The following is a 21,842-nucleotide window of genomic DNA, read 5'->3' on the forward strand; positions in this document are numbered from 1 at the left end:
AGCATGTGCCCGCCGAAAACGACAAACGGGATGTTCGCGTGTTTGACACCTTGAGTGACCGCCTGTCCGGGATCTTCACCAAGCTCCGCGGCAAGGGCCGGCTCACCGACGCCGACATCGACGCCACCGCGCGCGAGATCCGGATGGCGTTGCTGGAGGCCGACGTCGCCCTGCCGGTGGTCAAGGGCTTCATCGCGAACGTCAAGGAGCGGGCGCGCAGCGCCGAGGTCTCCCAGGCGCTGAACCCGGCCCAGCAGATCATCAAGATCGTCAACGAGGAGCTGATCAACGTCCTCGGCGGCGAGGGGCGGCGGCTCCAGTTCGCCAAGCACCCGCCGACCGTGATCATGCTGGCCGGCCTCCAGGGCTCCGGTAAGACGACCCTCGCCGGCAAGCTGGCCCGCTGGCTCAAGAGCCAGGGCCACCAGCCGCTGCTGGTCGCCGCCGACCTCCAGCGTCCCAACGCCGTCGGGCAGCTCCAGGTGCTCGGTGGCCGGGCCGGCGTCGAGGTGTACGCCCCGGCGCCCGGCAACGGCGTCGGCGACCCGGTGCAGGTGGCCCGCGACTCGATCGAGCACGCCCGCCGCGCCGCCCGCGACATCGTCATCGTCGACACCGCCGGCCGGCTCGGTATCGACGCCGAGATGATGCAGCAGGCCGCGAACATCCGCGACGCGGTCCAGCCCGACGAGGTCATCTTCGTCATCGACGCGATGGTCGGCCAGGACGCGGTCCGTACCGCAGAGGCGTTCCGCGACGGCGTGGGCATCACCGGCGTGGTGCTGTCCAAGCTCGACGGCGACGCCCGCGGCGGCGCCGCGCTCTCCGTCCGCGAGGTCACCGGCCAGCCCATCCTGTTCGCCTCCACCGGCGAGAAGCTGGAGGACTTCGACGTCTTCCACCCCGACCGGATGGCCAGCCGGATCCTCGGCATGGGCGACGTCCTCACTCTGATCGAGCAGGCCGAGGCGGCCTTCGACTCCGATCAGAAGGACAAGATGACCGCCAAGCTGATGGGCGGGGAGACCTTCACGCTGGAGGACTTCCTCGATCAGCTCATCGCGGTCCGGCGGATGGGCCCGATCGCCAACGTGCTGGCCATGATGCCGGGCATGGGCCAGATGAAGGACCAGCTCGCCGAGTTGGACGACAAGCACTTCGACCGGGTGACCGCGATCATCAGGTCGATGACCCCGGCCGAGCGCACCAACCCGAAGATCATCAACGGCTCCCGCCGGGCCCGGATCGCCAACGGCTCCGGCGTCACCGTCATGGACGTCAACCAGCTGCTCAACCGCTTCACCGACGCGCAGAAGATGATGAAGCAGATGGGCGGCATGATGGGCCTGCCCGGCGGTGGCCGGCGCAAGGCGACCAAGTCGCCGAAGAACAAGCGCAAGGGCACCAAGGGCGGCGGGCGGCCGCGTACCGGCGCCGGGATGCCGGGTGGCTTCCCGGGCGGGATGCCGCAGCTGCCGCCGGGCCTGGACCCGGGTGACCTGGCGGGTGGGCAGGGCCTGCCGCCGGGCTTCAAGCTTCCGAAGATCGACTTCAACAAGCTGGGCAAGGGCGGCGACAAGGGCCCCCGCTAGCGTGTCGGTGACGGTGGGCGATGTGATCATCACCTAGGGTCGGTTCGCCCCCTGGAAGGAGATGTCATGACCGCGGCGCCGATCCTGCCCGAGCGGCACGAGTGGACGGTCGACGACCTGGGCGACCTGCCCAAGGACCTTCCGTACGAACTGATCAACGGAAGGTTGATCGTGCCGTCGCCCACCGCCCTGCACCAGGATCTGTGTGTCCGTCTCCTACTCGCGCTTGAGGTCAACTGCCCGCCTGAGTTCCTGGTGAGCATCGACCTGTCCATGCGGGTGGACCGCCGCAACGAGCCGCGCCCGGATGTGGTGGTGATCCGGCGCAAGCACGCCGGCCRGTCGCCGGTCCCGGTCGAGGACGCGCTGCTCGCCGTCGAGGTCGTCTCGCCGACGTCGCACTTCCGCGACCTGTACGACAAGGCGAAGGTCTACGCCCGCTCCGGGGTCCGCTCCTACTGGGTGGTGGATCCGCAGCACGAGCGGATCGCGCTGACCGAGTACACGCTCGACGGCGCCGCCCGCGAGTACGAGCAACTGGCACACACCGAGGACCTGTTCGTCACCGAACGGCCCTGGAAGGTCTCGGTCGATCTGCCGGCGCTGACCGCGCGGCGCAACGACCTGCTCGCCGTCGAGGAGGACTGATCGGGTAGGACTGTGCACATGGCTCTGCACGTGCGCGGTGTGTTCCTTCCCGACGACGAGGTCCGGGACGTCTGGCTGGTCGGCGACCGGGTCACCTTCGAACCGGTGCCCGGCGCCGAGACGGTGGCCGACGGCGGCTTCGTGCTGCCCGGCTTGACCGACGCGCACTGCCACATCGGCATCGCCCGCGGCGGCAGCCCGATCACCTCGCTCGACCAGGCGCGGGAACTGGCCCGGATCGACCGGGACGCGGGCGTGCTGGCGATCCGCGACGCCGGGTCGCCGTACCCGTACCCCGAACTGGAGGACGAGCCGGACCTGCCGCGACTGGCCCGCGCGGGCCGGCACGTCGCGCCGCCCAAGCGGTACCTGCGCGACATCGGCGTGGAGGTCGGCGCGGCGGAGGTCGCCGAGACGGTGGCCGCGCAGGCCGCGGCCGGCAACGGCTGGGTCAAGCTGGTCGGCGACTGGATCGAGCGGGGAGTGGGCGACCTGGCGCCGGCCTGGGACGCCGACACCATGACCGCGGCGGTCGCCGCCGCGCACGCCGCCGGGGTACGCGCGGCGGTGCACACGTTCTCCGAGTCGGCGGTGGAGATCATGGTGCGGGCCGGGGTGGACTCGGTGGAGCACGGCACCGGGCTGAGCCTCGACCTGATCGACCTGATGGCCCGGCAGGGCACCGCGCTGGTCCCCACGATGATCAACATCCGGACCTTCGGCCACATCGCGGAGCAGGCCCGGCCCAAGTTCCCCGGGTACGCCGACCACATGCTCGCCCTGCGCGACCGCTTCCCCGAGGTGGTGCGCGCCGCGCACGAGGCCGGTGTGCCGATCTACGTCGGCACCGACGCGGGCGGCGGCATCGACCACGGGCTCGTGGCCGAGGAGATGCTCCTGCTGCACGAGCAGGCCGGCATGTCCGCGCCGGACGTGCTGGCCGCCGCCTCCTGGCGGGCCCGGGAGTGGCTCGGCTTCCCCGGGCTGGTCGAGGGCGGCCTCGCCGACCTGGTGGTCTACCCCGAAGATCCGCGCCGTGACCTGCGCGTGGTCCGGACGCCCAGCCGGATCGTCCTGCGCGGCCGGGTCGTCCGCTGACGGGCCGTGACCGGCCGCCGTCGTCGCTAGCGCGCCGTCGCCGCCATCAGGAACAGGCGCACCGCCAGGTCGGCCAGCCGGTCGGCGGTCTCGTCGACCGGGCCGCCGGGCAGCACGATGTGGCTCACCACCAGGCGTACGACGCTGTCCGCCGCGAACGCCAGGGCCGCCGGATCGGCGTCGGGCAGGCGGTCACCCGTCCACTCCAGCAGCGCCGCCGCGGCCTCGGCGAGCACCAGCTCGGACCGGGTGGTCAGGTACGGCAGCAACTCCTCCGAGCCGCCCCGCGTGCTGGTCAGCACCGCCCGGACCAGCGGGTTCTCGGCGGCTGAGGCGAGCGTGCGATGGATCGCCGCGTACGCCGCCGCCCGCACGTCGGAGTCGTGCTCGCCGAGCGCGGACCGGACCTGGCCGACGAACCGGTCCACCTCGTGCCGGGCCAGCGCCTCGCCCAGGCCCGCCTTGGTGCCGAACTCGTTGTAGACCGTCTGCCGGCTCACCCCGGCGGCGGCGGCCACCGCGCCCATCCGGACACGGTCCCACCCGAGGGCCACGGTCTGCGCCCGGGCGGCCTCCACGATCGCGTCCCGTGTCTCACCCATCGCCGTCGAAGTCTACGGCCGCGCCGGGCGACACGGCGCGGCCCGGCTCCCCGGCGAACCCCCGCCCCGCACGGCGCATAGGATGTGCGGTCATGGCACGCGTGCTCACTCCCCGTGCGGAGGACTTTCCCCGCTGGTACCAGGACCTGATCGCCAAGGCGAAGCTGGCCGACAACGGCCCGGTCCGGGGGACCATGGTGATCCGACCGGCCGGCTACGCCATCTGGGAGCGGATGCAGGCCGAGATGGACGCCCGGATCAAGGCGGCCGGCGCGGAGAACGCATACTTCCCGCTGTTCATCCCGGAGAGCTACCTCAAGCGGGAGGCCGAGCACGTCGAGGGCTTCTCGCCGGAGCTGGCGGTGGTCACGCACGGCGGCGGCAAGCAGCTCGCCGAGCCGGTGGTGGTGCGCCCCACCAGCGAGACGGTCATCGGCGAGTTCATGGCCAAGTGGATCGACTCGTACCGCGACCTGCCGCTGCTGCTCAACCAGTGGGCGAACGTGGTCCGGTGGGAGCTGCGCCCGCGGATCTTCCTCCGCACCAGCGAGTTCCTCTGGCAGGAGGGGCACACCGCGCACGCGACCCGTGAGGACGCCCGGGCCTACGCGCGGCGGATCCTGCACGAGGCGTACGAGGACCTGATGGTCAACGTGCTAGGCATCCCGGTCGTGGTCGGCCTGAAGACCGCCCGGGAGCGCTTCGCCGGCGCCACCGCCACGTACACGTGCGAGGGCATGATGGGCGACGGCAAGGCGCTGCAGCTGGGCACCAGCCACGAGCTGGGCCAGAACTTCGCCAAGGCGTTCGACATCAGCTACTCCTCGGCCGAGGGTGGCCGGGAGCACGCGTGGACCACCTCCTGGGGCACGTCCACCCGGATGCTCGGCGGCCTGATCATGTGCCACGGCGACGACAACGGGCTGCGGGTGCCGCCGAAGCTGGCGCCGGTCCAGGCGTACGTGATGGTCGTCAAGGACGGCGACGGCGTGAGCCAGGCGGCGGCCAAGCTGTGCGACGCGCTGCGCGACGCCGGGGTGCGGGTGGCGCTCGACGACCGGACCGACACCGCGTTCGGCCGCCGCGCCGTCGACGCCGAGCTGCGCGGCTACCCGGTACGCGTCGAGGTCGGCCCGCGTGACCTGGCCGCCGGCAACGCGGTGGTGGTCCGGCGTACGGACGGGTCGAAGGCCCCGACCCCGGTGGCCGACGTGGTCGGCGCGGTCCTCGCCGCGCTGGAGGCCGACCAGCGGGCGCTGCACGACCAGGCGCTGGAGTTCCGCCGGTCCCGCACCGTCGAGGTGTCGACGCTGGCCGAGGCGATCGAGGCGTCCGCCACCGGCTGGGCGCGGGTGCCGTGGTCGGCGGTCGGCGTCGAGGGCGAGGCCGAGGCGAACGGGCAGGGCGTGACGGTTCGCTGCCTGGTGCGCGCCGACGGCTCGGTGCCGGACTCGGAGGACGAGCCCGACCTGGTGGCGATCCTCGCCCGCGCCTACTGAGGGTGTAAGGAAGGGCCCCTTCTTAACGCATTCTGCATAGGCGGGGGCCCTTGTTAACACGACGGCGGGGGTGAGCGTGCGGTTCGAGCCGGGGCGGCTGATCATGCACCGGAACGTGCGGCATGGCCGGATCGGGTGGGTCCGGTCGGCCCGCGTGGTCTCCGACGACGAGCGCGGCCTGCTGCTCTGGGTGGCGCGGACGGCGCCCGTCGCGCACGAGGTGAACGCCGCCGGCCTGGGCATGCGGGCCGTGCCGTTCGCCGAGTGGGTGACGTCGTCCTACCGGCTCGCGCAGGGCCGGTGGAACGGTCCGCCGGTGCTGAAGTTCCTGCCCACCGGCGCGGCCCACTCGGTCTGGTGGTTCCGCGACGCGCACGGGCGCTTCCAGAACTGGTACGTCAACCTGGAGGAGCCCGGCGTCCGCTGGGACGACGGCGCGGTGGCCGGTGTCGACATGGTCGACCAGGACCTCGACGTGGTGGTGTACCCGGACCTGAGCTGGGAGTGGAAGGACGAGGACGAGTTCGCCGAGCGGCTGGCGTTCCCGGAGCACTACTGGGTGACAGACGAGAAGGCGGTACGCGCCGAGGGTGAGCGGGTGATCCGGATCGCCGAGGCGGGCGCGTTCCCGTTCGACGGCACCTGGTGCGACTTCACCCCGCCCACGGAATGGGATGTACCGGACGAACTTCCGCCGGGGTGGGACCGCCCGCCGGTGCGCTGAGCGGGTGTCGTCCGTCACGGCCCGACCCGCCGCGGGCGTGGTGTCCGGGTCCGGTGTGAGAGTTCCGGGGCGGATCTGGCAGAATGGTTCGCTGGTATCCGGCGCGCGTCCGGCGCCCTCTAACCCGGGCGCGTCGCCAGTTCACCGAGCAGTCTCCGGCCCAAACCCCACTGTGCCGGTCGGCGCTCACCCGCCACACCGCCCCGTACGGGCCGGTGAGATCGCAACAGGAGCGAAACAACTGTGGCCGTAAAGATCCGGCTCCTGCGGATGGGCAAGATCCGCAACCCGCAGTACCGCATCGTCATCGCCGACTCGCGTACCAAGCGTGACGGTCGCGCGATCGAGTTCGTCGGTGTGTACCAGCCGAAGGAAGACCCTTCGGTGATCGAGGTCAAGTCGGAGCGGGTCCAGTACTGGCTGTCGGTCGGCGCTCAGCCGAGCGAGGCCGTGCAGCGCCTGCTGGAGCTGACCGGTGACTGGCAGAAGTTCAAGGGCCTGCCGGCCCCGCCGCCGCTGAAGGTCGCCCCCGAGCGGGCCGACCGCAAGGCGGCGTACGAGGCCGAGGCGAAGGCCGCCGCCGGCGTGGCGGACACCCCGGCCAAGCCGGCCAAGAAGGCCGCCGCCAAGGCGGAGGAGCCGAAGGCCGAGGCCAAGGCCGAGGAGCAGACCGGTGCCGAGTCCGGCGAGCAGGCCTGACATGCCGCTGCGTCCCGCTCTGGAGCACCTGGTCAAGGGCATCGTCGACCACCCGGACGACGTCCGGGTGCGGATGGTCGACTCCCGTCGGGGCAAGCGCCTCGAAGTCCGCGTGCACCCCGAGGACCTCGGCACGGTGATCGGGCGGTCCGGCCGGACCGCCAAGGCGCTGCGCCAGGTGATCGGGTCCATCGGCGGGCGTGGGGTACGCGTCGACATCGTCGACTCGTACTGATGCTTCTCGTCGTCGGCCGGATCGGTAAGCCGCACGGCATCCGCGGTGAGGTCACCGTGGAGGTGCGTACCGACGAGCCCGAAGCACGGTTCGCCCCCGGTTCGGTGTTGACCACCGAGCCGGGGGTCACCCCGTCGGAGCCCGGCGCCTGGCGGGTGCCGCCGACGCTCACCGTCGAGTCGGCCCGCTGGCACCAGGGGCGGCTGCTCGTCGCGTTCGAGGGCGTGCTGGAGCGCAACGTCGCCGAGGCGCTGCGCAACACGCTGCTCGGCGTGGACAGCGCCGACGTCGCCCCGCCCGAGGACCCGGAGGAGTTCCACGACCACCAGCTGGTCGGCCTCGCCGTGGTCACCCGCGACGGCGAGCACGTGGGCGAGGTGGCCCGCATCGACCACGCGCCCGCGTCCGACATGCTGGTGCTGCGGCGGCCCGAGGGGCGTACCGCGCTGGTCCCGTTCGTCAAGGCGATAGTGCCCGAGGTGGATCTGGCCGGCGGTCGCGTCGTCGTCGACCTGCCCGACGGCCTGCTCGATCTCTAGCTCTCGACCTCCGGCTGGAGCCACCGCATGCGCGTCGACATCGTGTCGATCTTCCCTGAGTACTTCGCCCCGCTGGACCTGTCGCTGATCGGCAAGGCCCGCGCGAACGGCACGCTGCGGCTGGCCGTACACGATCTGCGGACCTGGACCCACGACGTGCACCGCACCGTCGACGACACGCCCTACGGCGGCGGTCCCGGCATGGTGATGCGGCCGGAGCCGTGGGGTGAGGCGCTGGACGCGCTGGCGCCGGGCGAGCTGAGTCCGGACGGGCACACGCTGCCCCGGCTGATCGTGCCGTCCCCGGCCGGCGTCCCGTTCACCCAGGCCCTGGCGCACGAGCTGGCCGCCGAGTCGCACCTGCTGTTCGCCTGCGGCCGGTACGAGGGCATCGACCAGCGGGTGCTGGACCACGCGGCGACCCGGATGCCGGTGACCGAGGTCTCCCTGGGTGACTACGTGCTCTTCGGCGGCGAGGTGGCAGTGCTGGTGATCCTGGAGGCGGTCACCCGGCTGCTGCCCGGGGTGCTGGGCAACGCCGGCTCGCTGGACGAGGAGTCACACGCGCACGGGCTGCTGGAGGCCCCGCTCTACACGAAGCCGGCGACCTGGCGCGGGCTGGACGTGCCGGAGGTGCTGCGCTCCGGCGACCACGGCCGGATCGCCCGCTGGCGACGGGACGAGGCGCTGCTGCGCACGGCCGGGCGCCGCCCCGACATGATCGGCGCGCTGGCCCCGGAGACGCTCGACAAGCGGGACCGGGCGACGCTGGACCGGGGCGGATTTTCCCCGCCACCGGGGCATGTGGCAAAGTAGAGGGGTTGCCGCATCCGTCCACGCCGTGGGCGGCTGCGAGGACCCTCGACCGGGGCCGGTCTCGCCGGTCACCACCCGGGGGTCAGAATCACCCATCCGCGCATCGACTGACGATGCGCCGTGAGCCTCACGAGGACGCAGCGATGAACATCCTGGACGCCCTTGACGCCCAGTCGAAGCGTACCGACCTGCCCGACTTCCGTGCCGGTGACACCGTCAAGGTGCACGCGCGGGTCGTCGAGGGCAACCGCTCCCGGGTCCAGATCTTCCAGGGCGTCGTCATCCGCCGCCAGGGTGACGGCCTGCGTGAGACCTTCTCGGTCCGCAAGGTCAGCTTCGGTGTCGGCGTGGAGCGGACCTACCCGCTCAACGGTCCGGGCATCGACCGGATCGAGGTCGTGACCCGCGGTGACGTGCGTCGCGCCAAGCTCTACTACCTGCGCGAGCTGCGGGGCAAGAAGGCCAAGATCAAGGAGCTGCGGGAGAAGCAGCCGGCGAACTGATTCGCGTTCGCCACGCCGCCCGGCCTGCGCGGATGTCGTATCGACCAGACCGCATTACCCTGGTCGGTACGGGCGCAGCCGGACGGTGCGAAACGGTCCACTACCGCCCGTGGGGTCTCGAAGGAGACTCCCGGGCGGTAGTGTCGTTTCCGCGGACCGGAGAGTGGCATGGTGCAGATGGTTGACGAGGACGGCGCCGTCGATCCCTGGCGCCGGCGGGCCCGGCGCGGGCGTCGCCAGATGCCGCTCTGGCAGGAGCTTCCGCTGCTGCTCATCGTGGCGTTCTGCCTGGCGGTGCTGATCCGCACGTTCCTGCTCCAGGCGTTCTTCATCCCCTCCGGGTCGATGGAGAACACGCTGCTCGTCGGCGACCGGGTGCTCGTCAACAAGGTCGTCTACGACGTCCGCGACCCCGTCCGCGGCGAGGTGGTGGTGTTCCGCGGCACCGACCGCTGGGTCGCCCAGGAGGCGCCCGCGCCGCCCACCAACTTCGCCGGCCAGGTCAGCCGCACGCTCGGTGACCTGGTGGGCGTCAGCCGCCCCGGCGAGAAGGACTTCATCAAGCGGGTCATCGGCGTGCCGGGCGACAAGATCTGGTGCTGCGACGACGGCCGCGTGGTGGTCAACGGGGTGCCGCTGGACGAGCAGGCGTACGTCTCCGAGGACTCCCCGCTCGAGCTTCCGCCCAATCCGAAGGAATGCCGGTCCCGGCAGTTCACCGAGGTGGTGGTGCCGCCGGGGCAGATCTTCGTGATGGGTGACCACCGGCTGGTCTCGCAGGACGCCCGATGTCAGGGGCCGGTGCCGATCGAGAACGTGATCGGTCGCGCCTTCATGATCGTCTGGCCGTCGCAGCGGTGGACCACCCTGCCCGTACCGGAGACGTTCGCGGACGTGCCGCGCGCGGACGCCGCGGCCGCCTCCGGCCCGGTCCCGGTGGATCCCGACCCGGTGGGCGGAGTCGTCCTGATCGTGCCGGTCGTGGCGACGCTCACGGTTCTCGCGGGTTCGGGGCGACTGCGCCGCACCGGGGGACGTAGGCTCCTCCCGTGATCGACGAGCAGACCGAGAAGCCGCGCAACTCCTTCTGGAAGGAGCTGCCCATCCTCCTGGGTGTGGCGATCCTGGTCGCAGTGCTGGTTCGCGCCTTCGTGCTGCAGACCTTCTTCATCCCGTCGCCGTCCATGGAGAACACCCTCAAGATCGACGATCGGGTGCTGGTCAACAAGCTGGTCTACGACTTCCGCTCGCCGCACCGGGGCGAGGTGATCGTCTTCAAGGCGCCCACCGAGTGGAGCGGCAACCCCGACGGTGAGGACTTCATCAAGCGGGTGATCGGCGTCGGCGGCGATCACGTGGTCTGCTGCGACCGTACGGGCGGGCAGGACCGGCTGGTCATCAACGGCAAGCCGGTCGACGAGCCGTTCATCTTCCCCGGCAACAAGCCCGCCGACCAGGACTTCGACATCACCGTGCCGAAGGGCCGGCTGTGGGTCATGGGTGACCACCGGGAGGCCTCCGGCGACTCGCTGGAGCACTGGCAGCAGTCCGGCGAGGACATCACCGTCGCCACCATCCCGGAGGGCGAGGTCGTCGGGCGGGCTTTCACCATCTTCTGGCCGGTCAGCCGCGCCACCTGGCTCAGCGTGCCGAAGCAGTTCGAGGGGATCCCCAATCCCTGACCCGACGGCTTCCGCGCGCCCCCACGCCCACCCCCGGCCGCCGGCGGGAGGGCGTGGTCGTTCGTCGCAGCCGTCTGGCAGGCTGGTGCGGTGACCGTCTACACCCCTCGTCGCGCGGCCCGGGTGCTGCTGGTCGACGCGTCCGACCGGGTGCTGCTCTTCGAGGGCAGTGATCCGGCCCGGCCGGGTCACCGCTACTGGTTCACTCCCGGCGGCGGGCTGGACCCGGGGGAGGCCCCGGCCGACGGTGCGGCCCGTGAGCTGGCCGAGGAGACCGGCCTGCGGCTGGCACCGGCCGAGCTGGGCGCGCCGGTCTGGTCGGAGACCGTCGAGTTCCCGTTCGACGGCGTCTGGTACCGCCAGGAGCAGCAGTTCTACCTGGTCCGGGTAGCGGGCTGGGAGGTCGACACCACCGGCTTCAACGACGTCGAGCGCGCGAGCGTGCACGGGCACCGCTGGTGGACGGTGACCGACCTGGCCGCCTCCGCCGAGCGCTACTACCCGCCGGACCTGCCGGGCCGGCTCGGCGCCGCGCTGGTGGGAGGCGGCGCATGCTGACCCCGCCGCGCACGGTGGTGCGCCGCGACGGCGGCCTCTACGCGCTGGAGCGGGCCCTGCAACGGCGGGGCTTCCGCTACGTCGCGGGCGCCGACGAGGCGGGCCGGGGCGCCTGCGCCGGGCCGCTGGTGGCCGCCGCCGCGATCCTGCCCGAGGGCCGTCGCGGCGAGATCGACGAGCTGGCCGACTCCAAGCTGCTCACCCCGGCCGCCCGGGAGCGCGTCCACGACGAGGTGGTGGCGCGGGCCCTGGCGTACGCCGTGGTGGTCATCCCGGCCGAGGAGGTGGACGCCCGCGGGTTGCACGTGTGCAACCTCGCCGCGATGCGCCGGGCGCTCGCCTCGCTGACCACCCGCCCGGAGTACGTGCTGACCGACGGCTTCGGCGTCGACGGGCTCGACGTGCCGGGGCTGGCGGTCTGGAAGGGCGACCGGGTGGCCGCCTGCGTGGCTGCGGCCAGTGTGCTCGCCAAGGTCACCCGGGACCGGATCATGGTGGAACTGGACGGGCGGTTCCCCGGCTACGGCTTCGCCGAACACAAGGGCTACATCACCGCCGAGCACAGCGCCGCGCTGCGCGCGCTCGGGCCCTGCCGGGAGCACCGCTTCTCGTACGTGAACGTGGCCGCCGTCTCCGGACGGGACGGCCGGCCTCCCCGCGCCCGCCGCCCGGCGGGCGCCGACGTGGTGTCGCCCGAGCCCGTGGCCGGGCTGCCGGGACTCGGGGCCGGCGCGTTCGCCGGGCGCCCGGACGAGCCGATGGGGCGCTCCGGCGCGCCAGGGGGTACCGTCGGCGTGGCGTTGGGCGAGCAGCCGCGACCTCCGGCGTCGGTGGGGGAAGATGTGGTCATGGAAGGCGGAGTGCGATGAGCGCGGAAGATCTCGAGAAGTACGAGACCGAGATGGAGCTGCAGCTCTACCGGGAGTACCGCGACATTGTCCGCCAGTTCTCCTACGTGGTGGAGACCGAGCGCCGTTTCTATCTGGCGAACCAGGTCGACCTGCACGTCCGCAACTCGGACGGTGAGGTCTACTTCGAGGTCGAGATGCACGACGCCTGGGTGTGGGACATGTACCGGCCTGCCCGTTTCGTCAAGAACGTCCGAGTAATGACGTTCAAGGACGTCAATGTGGAAGAGCTCGAAAAGCCCGACATCTCGCTTCCCGCAGATTCCGGATTCGGGAGCTGATCCCCGGGCGGCCCGCCGCCCGGATCACCGCTCCGGCACGACCACTTCGACCCGCTGCACCAGGTTGTTCGCGAACCCGCCCCGGTTCCACGGCTGCTCGACCGGCTGAGTGCGCCCCGAGGCGTCGGTCGCCCGGGCGCCCAGCACGTACCGCCCCGGGGTCGCCGTCCAGTTCACCGACCATCGACGCCACGCCCACTCGCCGCCGGCCGGCTCGTCCAGGACCGCCGGCGTCCACGTGCCGCCACCGTCCATCGTCACCTCGACCGACGTCACCGGCGCGTGCCCGGACCAGGCCCGGCCGTCCACCGTGCACGGCCCCGGCCGCACCACCCGGGTCCGGGACATGAAGTCCGGGAACCCGGGCGGGCGCACCAGGGCACGCGGTTCGATCCGGGTCACCGGCACGCCCGGGTCGTCGGCGTCGCGCCGCAACCGGTAGGCCACCGCGTTCTGGTAGCCGTCGAACGGCTCGGTCGTCACCGTGATGTCGCGCAGCCACTTCACGTGCGCCATGCCGTACCAGCCGGGCACGATCAGCCGCAGCGGCGCGCCGTGCTGCGGCAGCAGGGGAGCGCCGTTCATCTCGTACGCCAGCAGCACCTCCTCGCGCAGCGCGTCGGCCACCGGCAGCGCCCGCTGGTAGTCCTGCTCGACGCCGCGCTCGATCCCGTGGTCCGCCCCGGTGAACACCACGTCCACCGCGTCGCCGGACAGCCCGGCCTCGCGCAGCAGCGGCGCCAGCGGGGTACCGGTCCACTCGGCGTTGCCCACCGCCTCCACCAGCCAGGGCTGGCTCACCGGGCGGGGCCGCAGCAGCGCCCGGCCGTTGCCCGCGCACTCCAGCGTGACCCGGTGGGTCACCCGGGGCCGGTCACGCAGCGCCGCCAGGTCCAGCCGCAGTGGACGCTGCACCGCGCCGGACACGCTCAGCGCGTACGCGGCCGGGTCGACGTCCGGGATGTCGTAGTGGATGAGCAGGTAGTGCAGGCCCGCCGGGGTCACGTCGTAGCGCAGCGCCTCCAGCGGGATGCCGTGGTTGCGCGCGGCGAGCTGGAGCTCCTCGGCGCTGATCGCCTCGTCCGGTCCGGCGACCCGGGCGGGCCGGCTCGCGTCGTCCACTGTGGTCATGCCTGCTCCGTCCGCTCCAGCACGTCGTAGCCCACGAACGTGAACATCCGTGCACCCGGCACCAGCGGGCGCGGGGTGCCGGTGAAGCGGTGCGCGCCGACCCCCACACCGTCGGCCGGGCTGCCCACCGCGACCGGCTCGAAGCCCTCCTCGGCGAACCACTCGCAGATCACCGGCACCAGATCCGGCTCGCGCCGGTGCCGCGTCCACAGCACCATGCCGTCGGTGGCGCAGAGCGAGGCGCAGTGCCGCACCGTCGCCCGAATGTCGTCGTCGGTGATGTTGCCGAAGATGCCGCAGACCAGCACCAGATCGGCCGGGGCCAGATCGGCGTAGCCGTCGGTCAGCGCGGCGTCCCCGGTCACCACCTGCACGCCGGTGAGCCCCGCCTCGGCGGTGGCGCGGCGGGCCAGATCGGCGTTGCGCGGGTCCAGCTCGACCAGGCGGGCGGTCACGTCGGCGCCCCGGGGGTGGGCGGCCAGCACCGGGATCAGGTCACGGCCCTGACCGGCGCAGAGACTCAGCGCGCGCAGCGGACCGGGCGGCGCGGCGTCGAGGGCGTCGGCGACACGCCGCCGCACCTCGGCGAGCCGCCGGGCCAGTGCGGACTCGGGCTGGTCGTAGTCGCGGTGCCAGGCGTACCAGTCCTTCGTCACCCGGCCAGCATAGGCGTCCCGGCCGTAGCAGATCCGCCCCGATTTCGGCGCTCGTCCACAGTGGGGGCGCCGTCCACAGGGCGACCGCGCGGTGCGCGCGGGGGAGCACGGGACAGGTCAGGGTACGCGGTGTGCGTATCCCCATCGGTCGGGCCGGCAGGGGCCTGCTGCTTGTGCTCGTGCTCGCCTTCTGGTTGCCGGGCGTCCCCGCGGCGAGCCTTGACAGGCCGGTGGCAGCGGGCGGCTCGGCGGCGGTCCTTGACGGGCCGGACGTCACGACGGGATACCGGGGCGCGCCCGGCGGGCCGGCGACCGCCGGACGGTTCCGGTGGCCGCTGCCCGGTCCACCCCGCGTGGCACGCGGGTTCGACCCGCCGCCGCAGCCGTGGATGTCCGGGCACCGGGGCGTGGACCTGGCAGACGCGCCCGGCGCGCAGGTCCGCTCGGCCGGCGCCGGGACCGTCCTGTTCGCCGGCTCGGTCGCCGGCCGGCCGGTCCTCACCGTCGGCCACCACGACGGGCTGCGCACCACCTACGAGCCGGTCCGGTCCCGGGTCACCGCCGGCACCCGGGTCGACGCCGGCACCCCGATCGGTGACCTGCTCGCCGGGCATCCCGGCTGCGCCGAGGCGGCCTGCCTGCACTGGGGGCTGCGACGCGGCGCCGAGTACCTGGATCCGCTGGCGCTGCTCGGGCTCGGCCGGGTCCGGCTGCTGCCGCTCGACCCAGGAGCCGACGCCGGTCCCCTGAGTCGTGGCGCCGCCGCCGGCTCTCGCCGCTCAGCGCTGGGCGAGCAGCGTGGGCAGCCGGACGGCCAGCCGGTCGTACTCGTCGGGGGTGTTGTAGACCTGGCCGCACAGCCGCAGGTAGCCGCGCCCGTTCCAGCCGGCCACCGACACCTCGGCGGAGAGCCGGTCGGCGATCCGGGCCCGCAGCTCCCGGGCCGCGTCCAGTGTCGTCGCGACGCCCGGCGGCAGCGGCACCAGACGCATGGCGACCGCCGGTCCGCCGGGCTCCGGCAGCCGCTCGGGCGCCACCCCCAGCGCGTCCCCGACGACCCGTTGCCCGTACGCGGCCAGCGCCGCGTTGTGCGCCCGTACCCGGTCGATGCCGAGGCTGCGCAGTGTGAACAGGCCCACCGGGGCGGCCAGCCAGCCGGTGTAGTCGAGCGTCGCCTGCCATTCCACCCGGGTCGGGAAGCCGCTGTCCTGCTCCCACGAGACGACGAGCGGCTGGATCTTCTCCCGCCACGACGGCGCCACCACGAGCGCGGCGGTGCCGCGCGGCGCGTACGCCCACTTGTGCAGGTTGCCCACCCAGAAGTCGGCGCCGATCGACGCGACGGTAGCCGGCAGCATGCCCGGCGCGTGCGCGGCGTCCACCAGCACCGGCACGCCCTGCTCCCGGGCCACCGCGACGAGCGCGGCGGCCGGAAACAGCCGGGCGGTCGGCGAGGTCAGCTGGTCGACGATGAGCAGCCGGGTACGCCCGGGGCGCAACCCGGCGCGGACGATCTCGACCACCTCCTCGTCGGTGGCGGTCAACGGCACCGGCAGGGTGCGCGACACCGCCCCGGTGCGGGCGCACTCCCGCGCGATCGAGAGGGCCACCGCCCCGTACCCGTGGTCGGTGGTCAGGATCTCGTCGCCGGGGCGCAGCGCCAGCGACTGCAACACGACCGCCGCGCCGGCGGTGACGTTGCCGACCAGCGCGGTGCCGTCCGGGTCCGCGCCGAGGAACGCGGCCAGGTGTCGGCGGGCGTGGGCGATCCGGTCGACCAGGCCCTGGGTGAAGAACCGCAGCGGGTCGGCCTCCATCTCGTCGCGCAGGCGCTGCTGGGCGCGCTGCACGGCGATCGGCACGGCGCCGAACGAGCCGTGGTTGAGGTGGCTGACGGAGGGATCGAGGGAGAAGAGCAGCCGAGCACCGGGAATCGGCTCGGGCGGCTGCGGCACCGTCATCCGTCGATCCTAGCCCGAGATGGATCATCACCCGGCCGGATTCCGCCGGTCAGGCGCGGGGGTGCGCCTGCCGGTACGCCGCGCGCAGCCGCTCCACCGACACGTGCGTGTAGATCTGCGTGCTCGCCAGCGACGAGTGCCCGAGCAACTCCTGCACCGCCCGCAGGTCCGCGCCGCCTTCGAGCAGGTGGGTGGCGGCCGAGTGACGCAGCCCGTGCGGCGTCACCCGGGGCACCCCGGCGGCCTCGGTCCAGTCGGCCACGATCCGCCGCGCGGTGGTCGGGTTGAGCCGCCCGCCCCGCGCCCCGAGCAGCAGCGCCCGGCCCGAGCCGGGCGTCGCCAGCGTCGGCCGCCCGACGCTCAGCCACGCATCGAGCGCCCGCTGCGCCGGCACCCCGTAGGGCACCGACCGCTCCCGGCCGCCCTTGCCGAGTACGCGCACCACCCGGCGGCCCTGGTCGACGTCGGTCACGTCCAGGCCGCACGCCTCGCTGATCCGTACCCCGGTGCCGTAGAGCAGTTCGAGCAGCAGCCGGTCACGCAGCAGCACGGCCTCGGGCGTATCCGCGCCCGGTGCTTCCCCGGGTTGCGGGGCGTCGGCGGGCCGGGCCGCCTCCATCAGGGCGGCGGCCTGGTCGGCCCGCAGCACGGTGGGCAGTTCCCGCCGGGCCCGAGGGCTCGCCAGCGGCGCGGCGATGTCGTCGGCGAGCAGGCCGGCGCGGTGCGCCCAGGCGCTGAACGTCCGGGCCGCGGCGGCGCGGCGGGCCATCGTCGTCCGGGCCGCGCCCATGGTCCGCTGCTTCGCCAGCCAGCTGCGCAGCACGGCGAGGTCCAGCTCCGGCAGCTCGGCGCAGCCCATCCGGACCGCGTGGTCGAGCAGCGACACGAGATCCGTGACGTACGCGCGAACGGTGTGGACGGACCGGTTGCGCACCCGCGACAGGTGGTCGGCGAAGTCGTCCACCGCCTCACGCATCGACGCGGGCAGCTCCTCGTGCGCGTCCCGGGTGCCGCGCTGCCGCTTGCTCACCGCGGCACCCCGACCTGGCGCACGCGGTCGTAACAGAGGCGGACAGCGATCACCGGTCCAGCGTACGGCCGGAGCGCCGCCGCGCGCTGAGCCGCCGCACGCCTTCACCGCGCCGGCCGGGCCGTCGGCGCCGCCGTGGCCGCGGTGTGCCGTGCGCCGCCGCGCCAGTGCCTTCCGGCGTGACGATCGCGCCGCGCCGAGCAGGGTGGCTAAACCGGGCCTGGACAGAGGAAACTCATGCTGCGGCCAGGCACAGGGCGGCAACCGGACGGCAGCGTGGCTGAGCCGGCGCGCCCCACGGGTGGCCGATCCGGCCGCGATCGGACAGCCGCGTCCCGCGACGGTGACGCCCGGTACGAAAAGGGGCCGACAGTGGGAGTGGACGCGGTCCTCTACCGACAGATATCGGCGGGCAGCAGTCGTCGCCGGCCCGCGTACGTCTCGATCGAGGTCGTCGCGGATCCGCAGGACGTGCTGCTCGGTCTGCTGGCGCGGGTCCGCGGCGGCGGCCGGACGCCGCTGCTGGATCGCGTCGATCCCCTCGGCGAGCTGACCGTCGACACCGATCGGATGTCGCAGCTGCTCGCCGACCTGCGGTGTTTGGCCGAGGTGGCCGGGACGCCGGCGGAGGCCGACCACATCCGCCGGCTGGCCCGGCTGGCCCGCCGCTGCGCGGAGCGCCGAGACACCGAGATCCGGTTCGAGGGCGACTGACGATCGCGCGTCCCGTCGCCGTGCCGTGCCGGCTCAGGCTTCGGCCGGCTGCCGCGTGGCCCGGATCCGGCGCGTGCCCCACACGATCAGCAGGACTCCGGCCACGAACAGCGCCGGACCGGCGACGAAGCCGATGTCCCGGATCATCAGGTCGATGTCGTGCTGCTTCTCCGCCTCGGCCTTCTGCGCCTCGTAGGAGCCGTCGCCCGCGCCGAACATGCACCGGTCCCGGGGCGTCATCACATCCTCGCCGCACATCGTCGGGCCGTTCGGGTCGTAGTCGCCGATGTCGCGGTGGGACAGGATCGCGAAGAACACCACGAAGAGGCTGACCACGACCAGCATGCCGCCGAACGCACGACGCCCCGACCCGGGTGGGCCGGCCGCCGGGTTGCGGCGCGAGGTCTCCTGCGTGCTCATCGGCCGCCTCCGCGCGTCGGCGGGATGGCCGACGCCGGCCCGGCGAGCCGCACCTCGGCGCCGGACTCCGACCATTGTGGACATGTGCGACGGTTCGCTGCCCCAGTCATCCTTCTCCCCGTGACGGCGCCCGGCGTCCGGCCGGGGCGCGATCGTTCCCGCAACGGCTTCCGCCGCGCGCGAAATGGTGATCCTAGAAGACCGGGGCCGGTCCCACGGCCCCGTCGCCGGGCGGTTGCGAGGGGGTACGCGCCGCCTGTCACGTCGGGCCGGCCGCCGGCGGGGCGAGCGCGTAGCCGCCGTCGCGGCGCACCACCATCGCCAGTTCCTCCAGCAGGGACAGCTTGCGCATCGCGGTACGCAGGTCCACGCCGGCCCGGGCGGCCACGCTCTCCAGGTCGAGCGCCCGGCGACGCTGCAACGCCTCCAGCACCTGGGTGGCCTCCTCGTCGAGCCGGTCCCGTGGGCGCTCGGGCGCTCGGGCCGGCGGGGCCAGGTCGTAGCCGATCCGCCCCACCTCCTCCAGCACGTGCGCGAGGCCGGTGACCAGCCGCGCGTCCGGCCGCTCGCGCAGCACCTCGTGCCCGCCGACCGACATCGCGGAGGTGACCGGCCCGGGAACCACCATCGCGTGGCGGCGGAGGCCGAGCGCCCGGTTGAGCGTCTGGGTGGCGCCGCTGCGCGCCGCCGCCTCCACCAACACCGTGCCGCGTGTCGCCGCCGCTATCACCCGGTTGCGGATGAGGAACCGGGGCCGCAGCGGCTCCGCGCCCGGCATCCACTCGCTCACCAGCAGGCCGGTCTCGGCGATCCGGTCGAACAACGCGGCGTTGCCCATCGGGTACGGGCGGTCCACCCCGCACGCCAGCACGGCGACGGTGCGCCCGCCCGCTGTCAACGCGCCGCGATGGGCGGCGGAGTCGATGCCGAACGCCCCGCCCGACACCACAGTCCACTCCCGGTCGGCCAGGCCGTAGCCCAGCTCGGTGGCGATGTGTGAGCCGTAGGGGGTGGCCGCCCGGGCGCCGACCACCGCCACCGAGTGCGCCAGCGTCTCGCCGAGCGGCCACGCCCCGCGTACCCAGAAGCAGAGCGGCGGGTCGGTCTCCACATCGACCCGGCGGGTGGCGCCGGGCAGCGCGAGTCGCCGGAGGTCACGGACCTGGACCGGCCACTCGTCGTCGTCCGGGGTGACCAGCCGGGCGCCCAGCCGCTCGCCACGGGCCAGCGCCTCGGCCGCGACCGCCCGGGCGTCACCTGCAGCGGCCCGCGCCGCCACGGCCGAGCGCAGGGTCCGCTCCGGCGCGCCACCGGACAGCAGCAGGTCGAGCGCGGCGACCGGGCCGATCCGCTGCACCAGGGCGTACACGGATCGGGTGCCGGGCTCGGCGAGCCAGGTGAGCGCGACCCGCGCCAGCTTGGTCTCTTCGGTGCTCACGCGGCCTCTCCCGTCCGCAGTTGGATGGCCTCCGCGACGTCGTCGTGGCCGGGGCGGTCCCGCCCGTCCAGGTCCGCGATGGTCCAGGCGAGCCGCAGTACGCGGTCGTAGCCGCGCGCGGACAGCGAACCGGTGTCGAGCCGGTGCCGCAGGTCCGTCGTGACCCGGGCGGGCAGGTGCCACGGCGGACGGCGCAGGTACGGGCCGGGGACGTCGGCGTTGACCCGGTGCCCGGTGGCCGCCCAGCGGTCGGCGGCGGCTCGTCGTGCGGCGGCGACGCGGGCGGCGACGGTGGCCGAGGACTCGTGCGCGGCGTCGGTCCGCAACAGTTCCGCCGCGCGTACCGCCTGCAGCCGGACCTGCACGTCCACCCGGTCGAGCAGCGGCCCCGACAACCGGCCCAGGTAGCGCCGCCGGGCCAGCGGCGTGCACTCGCAGTCGACGTCGCCGGACGGCTTCGCGCACGGGCAGGGGTTGGCGGCCAGCACCAGTTGCGTGCGGGCCGGGTACTCGGTCGCGCCGCGCGTGCGCGCCACACGTACCCGGCCGCTCTCCAGCGGCTGCCGCAACGCCTCCAGCGCGCCCTTGCCGAACTCGGGCGCCTCGTCGAGGAACAGCACCCCGCGGTGGGCCAGCGACACCGCGCCGGGACGGGCCAGCCCGGAGCCGCCACCGACGAGGGCGGGCACCGTGGCGGTGTGGTGCGGCGCCTGGAACGGAGGACGGCGCAGCAGCCCGCCGCCGGGCGGCAGCAGGCCGGCGATCGAGTGCAGCGCGGTCACCTCCAGGGCGGCCTCGTCGTCCAGCTCGGGCAGCACCGACGGCAGCCGCTCGGCGAGCATGGTCTTGCCGGCGCCGGGCGGGCCGAGCAGCGCAAGGTGATGACCGCCGGCGGCGGCGATCTCCAGCGCGCGCCGCCCGAGCGGCTGGCCGGCCACGTCGGCGAGATCCGGCCCGGGTGGGGTCCCGGCCGGGGCCGGAGCGGGCGGGGCGAGCAGTGGCGCGCCGGTGCGGACGTGTGCGACGAGCCGGTGCAGCGTGTCGACGGCGTGCACTCGTACGCCGGGGATGACCGCCGCCTCGGCGGCGTTGCCGGCGGGTACGACGACCCGGGTGTGCCCGGCGCGGGCTGCGGCGGCGACCATGGGCAGCGTGCCGCGCACCGGGCGCACCGCGCCGTCGAGGCCGAGTTCGCCGAGCACGACAGTGGCGTCCAGGGCGACGGGCGGCAGCTCACCCGAGCCGGCGAGCACGGCGACCGCGATGGCCAGGTCGAACGCCGAGCCGTACTTGGGCAGGGTGGCGGGCAGCAGGTTGAGGGTGATCCGCCGGTTCGGCCACTTCTGGCCGGAGTTGACGATCGCGGCACGGACCCGGTCGCGCGCCTCGTGCAGCGCGGTGTCGGGCAGCCCGGAGATGATCACGGCGGGCAGGCCAGGGGCGAGGTCGGCCTCGACCTCGACGAGGTGCCCGGCGACTCCGGCCAGGCCCACGCTCAGCACTTTCGCGTACCCCATGTCAGAACGCGCCGCGCAGGTGCTCGACCCGGGCGGGGCCGGTGAGCGGGAGCCGGACGGACAGCACGTCGAAGCGGACCTCGTCGGCGGTGGTGCCGGTCTCGGCGAGCCACCGGGCGGCCAGGCCGCGCAGCCGGCGGGCCTTGGCCGGGACGACGGCCTCGGCGGGGGAGCCGAACTGCTCGCTGCGGCGGGTCTTGACCTCGCAGATGGCCAGGACCGGGCCCTCCCAGGCGATGATGTCGATCTCGCCCTCGGGGCAGCGCCAGTTGCGGGCGACCGGGCGCAGGCCCGTCTCGATCAGGTGCCGCAGCGCGCACCGCTCGCCGTACGCGCCGACGGCTCGGTTCCGGTTCGTCATGCCGGCCAGGATGCGTGCGGCGGGTCCGGCGGAGGGGGCGCGCGGGGTCGGCCTGTGGACGAGGAGCGTCCTGTGGACGACGGGACGATCATGGGTCAGATCTGCTAGGAAGCCGACGGCAGAGGCGGCACAAGCGGCCGCATGAAGCGCGCATACGAAGTCGCGGGATTGGCCGTACCCGCGGCGCGGGCGCCGTCCACTACGCTCCATCCGGATTTCGCGCTGCCGGA

General features: G+C 73.6%; 25 protein-coding genes and 1 pseudogene. 17 read left to right on the plus strand and 9 right to left on the minus strand.

The window, feature by feature from the left end; genetic code table 11:
- Positions 1–38 precede the first annotated feature (38 nt).
- From ffh to A8711_RS16695, 3 genes are all read left to right on the plus strand, one after another.
- Positions 39–1,592: a signal recognition particle protein gene (ffh, locus tag A8711_RS16685; protein ID WP_043325921.1), complete on the plus strand. Its 1,554-nt coding sequence runs from the start codon at positions 39–41 to the stop codon at positions 1,590–1,592.
- 66 nt (positions 1,593–1,658) lie between these two features.
- The gene (locus tag A8711_RS16690; protein WP_069088755.1) at positions 1,659–2,240 is read left to right on the plus strand and encodes a Uma2 family endonuclease; all 582 of its coding nucleotides are present in this window, start codon (positions 1,659–1,661) and stop codon (positions 2,238–2,240) included.
- Positions 2,241–2,258: 18 nt separating this feature from the next.
- The gene (locus tag A8711_RS16695) at positions 2,259–3,338 is read left to right on the plus strand and encodes an amidohydrolase family protein (RefSeq protein WP_069088756.1); all 1,080 of its coding nucleotides are present in this window, start codon (positions 2,259–2,261) and stop codon (positions 3,336–3,338) included.
- 26 nt (positions 3,339–3,364) lie between these two features.
- Here A8711_RS16695 and A8711_RS16700 read toward each other — a convergent pair whose 3' ends face one another.
- Positions 3,365–3,940 (minus strand): TetR/AcrR family transcriptional regulator, encoded by a 576-nt coding sequence (locus A8711_RS16700; protein ID WP_064447041.1) that lies wholly within the window; start codon positions 3,938–3,940, stop codon positions 3,365–3,367.
- 92 nt (positions 3,941–4,032) lie between these two features.
- Here A8711_RS16700 and proS point away from each other — a divergent pair, with 92 nt between their 5' ends.
- The 12 genes from proS (at position 4,033) to A8711_RS16760 (ending at position 12,384) form a co-directional block, all read left to right on the plus strand.
- Positions 4,033–5,439: a proline--tRNA ligase gene (gene proS / locus A8711_RS16705; RefSeq protein WP_069088757.1), complete on the plus strand. Its 1,407-nt coding sequence runs from the start codon at positions 4,033–4,035 to the stop codon at positions 5,437–5,439.
- A 76-nt stretch (positions 5,440–5,515) separates the two neighbouring features.
- Positions 5,516–6,163 carry a DUF402 domain-containing protein gene (locus tag A8711_RS16710; RefSeq protein ID WP_069088768.1) on the plus strand — a complete coding sequence of 216 codons (648 nt, stop codon included), beginning with the start codon at positions 5,516–5,518 and terminating at the stop codon, positions 6,161–6,163.
- Between the two features lie 243 nt (positions 6,164–6,406).
- Positions 6,407–6,862 carry a 30S ribosomal protein S16 gene (gene rpsP, locus A8711_RS16715; RefSeq protein ID WP_013284587.1) on the plus strand — a complete coding sequence of 152 codons (456 nt, stop codon included), beginning with the start codon at positions 6,407–6,409 and terminating at the stop codon, positions 6,860–6,862.
- Entirely contained in the window at positions 6,837–7,097 is a 261-nt protein-coding gene (locus tag A8711_RS16720; RefSeq protein WP_026268109.1) for an RNA-binding protein, read from the plus strand. The genes rpsP and A8711_RS16720 overlap by 26 nt, the downstream gene beginning before the upstream one ends.
- Positions 7,097–7,636, plus strand: a complete 540-nt coding sequence (gene rimM / locus A8711_RS16725) for a ribosome maturation factor RimM (RefSeq protein ID WP_043325915.1) — start codon at positions 7,097–7,099, stop codon at positions 7,634–7,636. The genes A8711_RS16720 and rimM overlap by 1 nt, the downstream gene beginning before the upstream one ends.
- 27 nt (positions 7,637–7,663) lie before the next feature.
- The gene (gene trmD, locus A8711_RS16730; RefSeq protein ID WP_043325913.1) at positions 7,664–8,452 is read left to right on the plus strand and encodes a tRNA (guanosine(37)-N1)-methyltransferase TrmD; all 789 of its coding nucleotides are present in this window, start codon (positions 7,664–7,666) and stop codon (positions 8,450–8,452) included.
- Between the two features lie 143 nt (positions 8,453–8,595).
- Positions 8,596–8,955 (plus strand): 50S ribosomal protein L19, encoded by a 360-nt coding sequence (gene rplS, locus A8711_RS16735; RefSeq protein WP_013284591.1) that lies wholly within the window; start codon positions 8,596–8,598, stop codon positions 8,953–8,955.
- Between the two features lie 168 nt (positions 8,956–9,123).
- Positions 9,124–10,008: a signal peptidase I gene (gene lepB, locus A8711_RS16740; protein ID WP_069088758.1), complete on the plus strand. Its 885-nt coding sequence runs from the start codon at positions 9,124–9,126 to the stop codon at positions 10,006–10,008.
- Positions 10,005–10,637: a signal peptidase I gene (lepB, locus tag A8711_RS16745; RefSeq protein ID WP_043325910.1), complete on the plus strand. Its 633-nt coding sequence runs from the start codon at positions 10,005–10,007 to the stop codon at positions 10,635–10,637. Before lepB (A8711_RS16740) ends, lepB (A8711_RS16745) begins: the two co-directional genes overlap by 4 nt.
- A 90-nt stretch (positions 10,638–10,727) precedes the next feature.
- Positions 10,728–11,195 (plus strand): NUDIX hydrolase, encoded by a 468-nt coding sequence (locus tag A8711_RS16750; protein WP_069088759.1) that lies wholly within the window; start codon positions 10,728–10,730, stop codon positions 11,193–11,195.
- Positions 11,189–12,064, plus strand: a complete 876-nt coding sequence (locus A8711_RS16755) for a ribonuclease HII (RefSeq protein ID WP_064447045.1) — start codon at positions 11,189–11,191, stop codon at positions 12,062–12,064. Before A8711_RS16750 ends, A8711_RS16755 begins: the two co-directional genes overlap by 7 nt.
- Complete coding sequence (locus A8711_RS16760; protein ID WP_011905215.1) at positions 12,061–12,384, plus strand: DUF2469 domain-containing protein; 324 nt, start codon at positions 12,061–12,063, stop codon at positions 12,382–12,384. The genes A8711_RS16755 and A8711_RS16760 overlap by 4 nt, the downstream gene beginning before the upstream one ends.
- 24 nt (positions 12,385–12,408) lie before the next feature.
- On the opposite strand, the gene A8711_RS16765 is transcribed toward A8711_RS16760, so the two are convergent.
- Positions 12,409–13,515: a sulfite oxidase gene (locus A8711_RS16765; protein ID WP_069088760.1), complete on the minus strand. Its 1,107-nt coding sequence runs from the start codon at positions 13,513–13,515 to the stop codon at positions 12,409–12,411.
- Positions 13,512–14,171, minus strand: coding sequence for a bifunctional 2-polyprenyl-6-hydroxyphenol methylase/3-demethylubiquinol 3-O-methyltransferase UbiG (locus A8711_RS16770; protein WP_069088761.1), 660 nt, complete (start codon positions 14,169–14,171; stop codon positions 13,512–13,514). Before A8711_RS16770 ends, A8711_RS16765 begins: the two co-directional genes overlap by 4 nt.
- A 194-nt stretch (positions 14,172–14,365) precedes the next feature.
- Between A8711_RS16770 and A8711_RS32035 the strand changes: the two are divergent.
- Positions 14,366–14,902, plus strand: a pseudogene (locus tag A8711_RS32035) (murein hydrolase activator EnvC); the annotation flags it as partial.
- 48 nt (positions 14,903–14,950) lie between these two features.
- Here A8711_RS32035 and A8711_RS16775 read toward each other — a convergent pair.
- A complete protein-coding gene (locus A8711_RS16775; RefSeq protein ID WP_069088762.1) occupies positions 14,951–16,132 on the minus strand; it encodes an aminotransferase class V-fold PLP-dependent enzyme in 1,182 nt (393 codons plus the stop codon).
- A 49-nt stretch (positions 16,133–16,181) separates the two neighbouring features.
- A complete protein-coding gene (locus A8711_RS16780; RefSeq protein WP_069088769.1) occupies positions 16,182–17,108 on the minus strand; it encodes a tyrosine recombinase XerC in 927 nt (308 codons plus the stop codon).
- 426 nt (positions 17,109–17,534) lie between these two features.
- Here A8711_RS16780 and A8711_RS16785 point away from each other — a divergent pair, with 426 nt between their 5' ends.
- Entirely contained in the window at positions 17,535–17,876 is a 342-nt protein-coding gene (locus A8711_RS16785) for a hypothetical protein (RefSeq protein WP_069088763.1), read from the plus strand.
- A 33-nt stretch (positions 17,877–17,909) separates the two neighbouring features.
- Here A8711_RS16785 and A8711_RS16790 read toward each other — a convergent pair whose 3' ends face one another.
- From A8711_RS16790 to A8711_RS16805, 4 genes are all read right to left on the minus strand, one after another.
- On the minus strand, positions 17,910–18,296 hold the full coding sequence (locus tag A8711_RS16790) for a hypothetical protein (protein WP_064447049.1): 387 nt from the start codon (positions 18,294–18,296) through the stop codon (positions 17,910–17,912).
- Between the two features lie 259 nt (positions 18,297–18,555).
- Positions 18,556–19,734: a DNA-processing protein DprA gene (locus A8711_RS16795; protein ID WP_083297032.1), complete on the minus strand. Its 1,179-nt coding sequence runs from the start codon at positions 19,732–19,734 to the stop codon at positions 18,556–18,558.
- Positions 19,731–21,251, minus strand: coding sequence for a YifB family Mg chelatase-like AAA ATPase (locus A8711_RS16800; RefSeq protein WP_064447050.1), 1,521 nt, complete (start codon positions 21,249–21,251; stop codon positions 19,731–19,733). The genes A8711_RS16795 and A8711_RS16800 overlap by 4 nt, the downstream gene beginning before the upstream one ends.
- Position 21,252: 1 nt before the next feature.
- On the minus strand, positions 21,253–21,612 hold the full coding sequence (locus A8711_RS16805; RefSeq protein WP_069088764.1) for a YraN family protein: 360 nt from the start codon (positions 21,610–21,612) through the stop codon (positions 21,253–21,255).
- Between the last annotated feature and the right edge of the window lie 230 nt (positions 21,613–21,842).

Origin of the sequence: Micromonospora sp. II (genome assembly GCF_001709195.1) — a bacterium.
GTDB classification, from domain to species: Bacteria; Actinomycetota; Actinomycetes; order Mycobacteriales; family Micromonosporaceae; genus Micromonospora; species Micromonospora chalcea.

Coding starts and splice junctions, on each gene's coding strand:
- A8711_RS16700 (WP_064447041.1), bottom strand. CDS start 3,940: ATGGGTGAGACACGGGACGCGATCGTGGAGGCCGCCCGGGCGCAGACC.
- A8711_RS16805 (WP_069088764.1), bottom strand. CDS start 21,612: ATGACGAACCGGAACCGAGCCGTCGGCGCGTACGGCGAGCGGTGCGCG.
- A8711_RS16775 (WP_069088762.1), bottom strand. CDS start 16,132: ATGACGGTGCCGCAGCCGCCCGAGCCGATTCCCGGTGCTCGGCTGCTC.
- A8711_RS16755 (WP_064447045.1), top strand. CDS start 11,189: ATGCTGACCCCGCCGCGCACGGTGGTGCGCCGCGACGGCGGCCTCTAC.
- A8711_RS16695 (WP_069088756.1), top strand. CDS start 2,259: ATGGCTCTGCACGTGCGCGGTGTGTTCCTTCCCGACGACGAGGTCCGG.
- A8711_RS16760 (WP_011905215.1), top strand. CDS start 12,061: ATGAGCGCGGAAGATCTCGAGAAGTACGAGACCGAGATGGAGCTGCAG.
- A8711_RS16765 (WP_069088760.1), bottom strand. CDS start 13,515: ATGACCACAGTGGACGACGCGAGCCGGCCCGCCCGGGTCGCCGGACCG.
- lepB (WP_069088758.1), top strand. CDS start 9,124: ATGGTGCAGATGGTTGACGAGGACGGCGCCGTCGATCCCTGGCGCCGG.
- A8711_RS16800 (WP_064447050.1), bottom strand. CDS start 21,251: ATGGGGTACGCGAAAGTGCTGAGCGTGGGCCTGGCCGGAGTCGCCGGG.
- rplS (WP_013284591.1), top strand. CDS start 8,596: ATGAACATCCTGGACGCCCTTGACGCCCAGTCGAAGCGTACCGACCTG.
- rimM (WP_043325915.1), top strand. CDS start 7,097: ATGCTTCTCGTCGTCGGCCGGATCGGTAAGCCGCACGGCATCCGCGGT.
- trmD (WP_043325913.1), top strand. CDS start 7,664: ATGCGCGTCGACATCGTGTCGATCTTCCCTGAGTACTTCGCCCCGCTG.
- A8711_RS16780 (WP_069088769.1), bottom strand. CDS start 17,108: ATGCGTGAGGCGGTGGACGACTTCGCCGACCACCTGTCGCGGGTGCGC.
- proS (WP_069088757.1), top strand. CDS start 4,033: ATGGCACGCGTGCTCACTCCCCGTGCGGAGGACTTTCCCCGCTGGTAC.
- A8711_RS16790 (WP_064447049.1), bottom strand. CDS start 18,296: ATGAGCACGCAGGAGACCTCGCGCCGCAACCCGGCGGCCGGCCCACCC.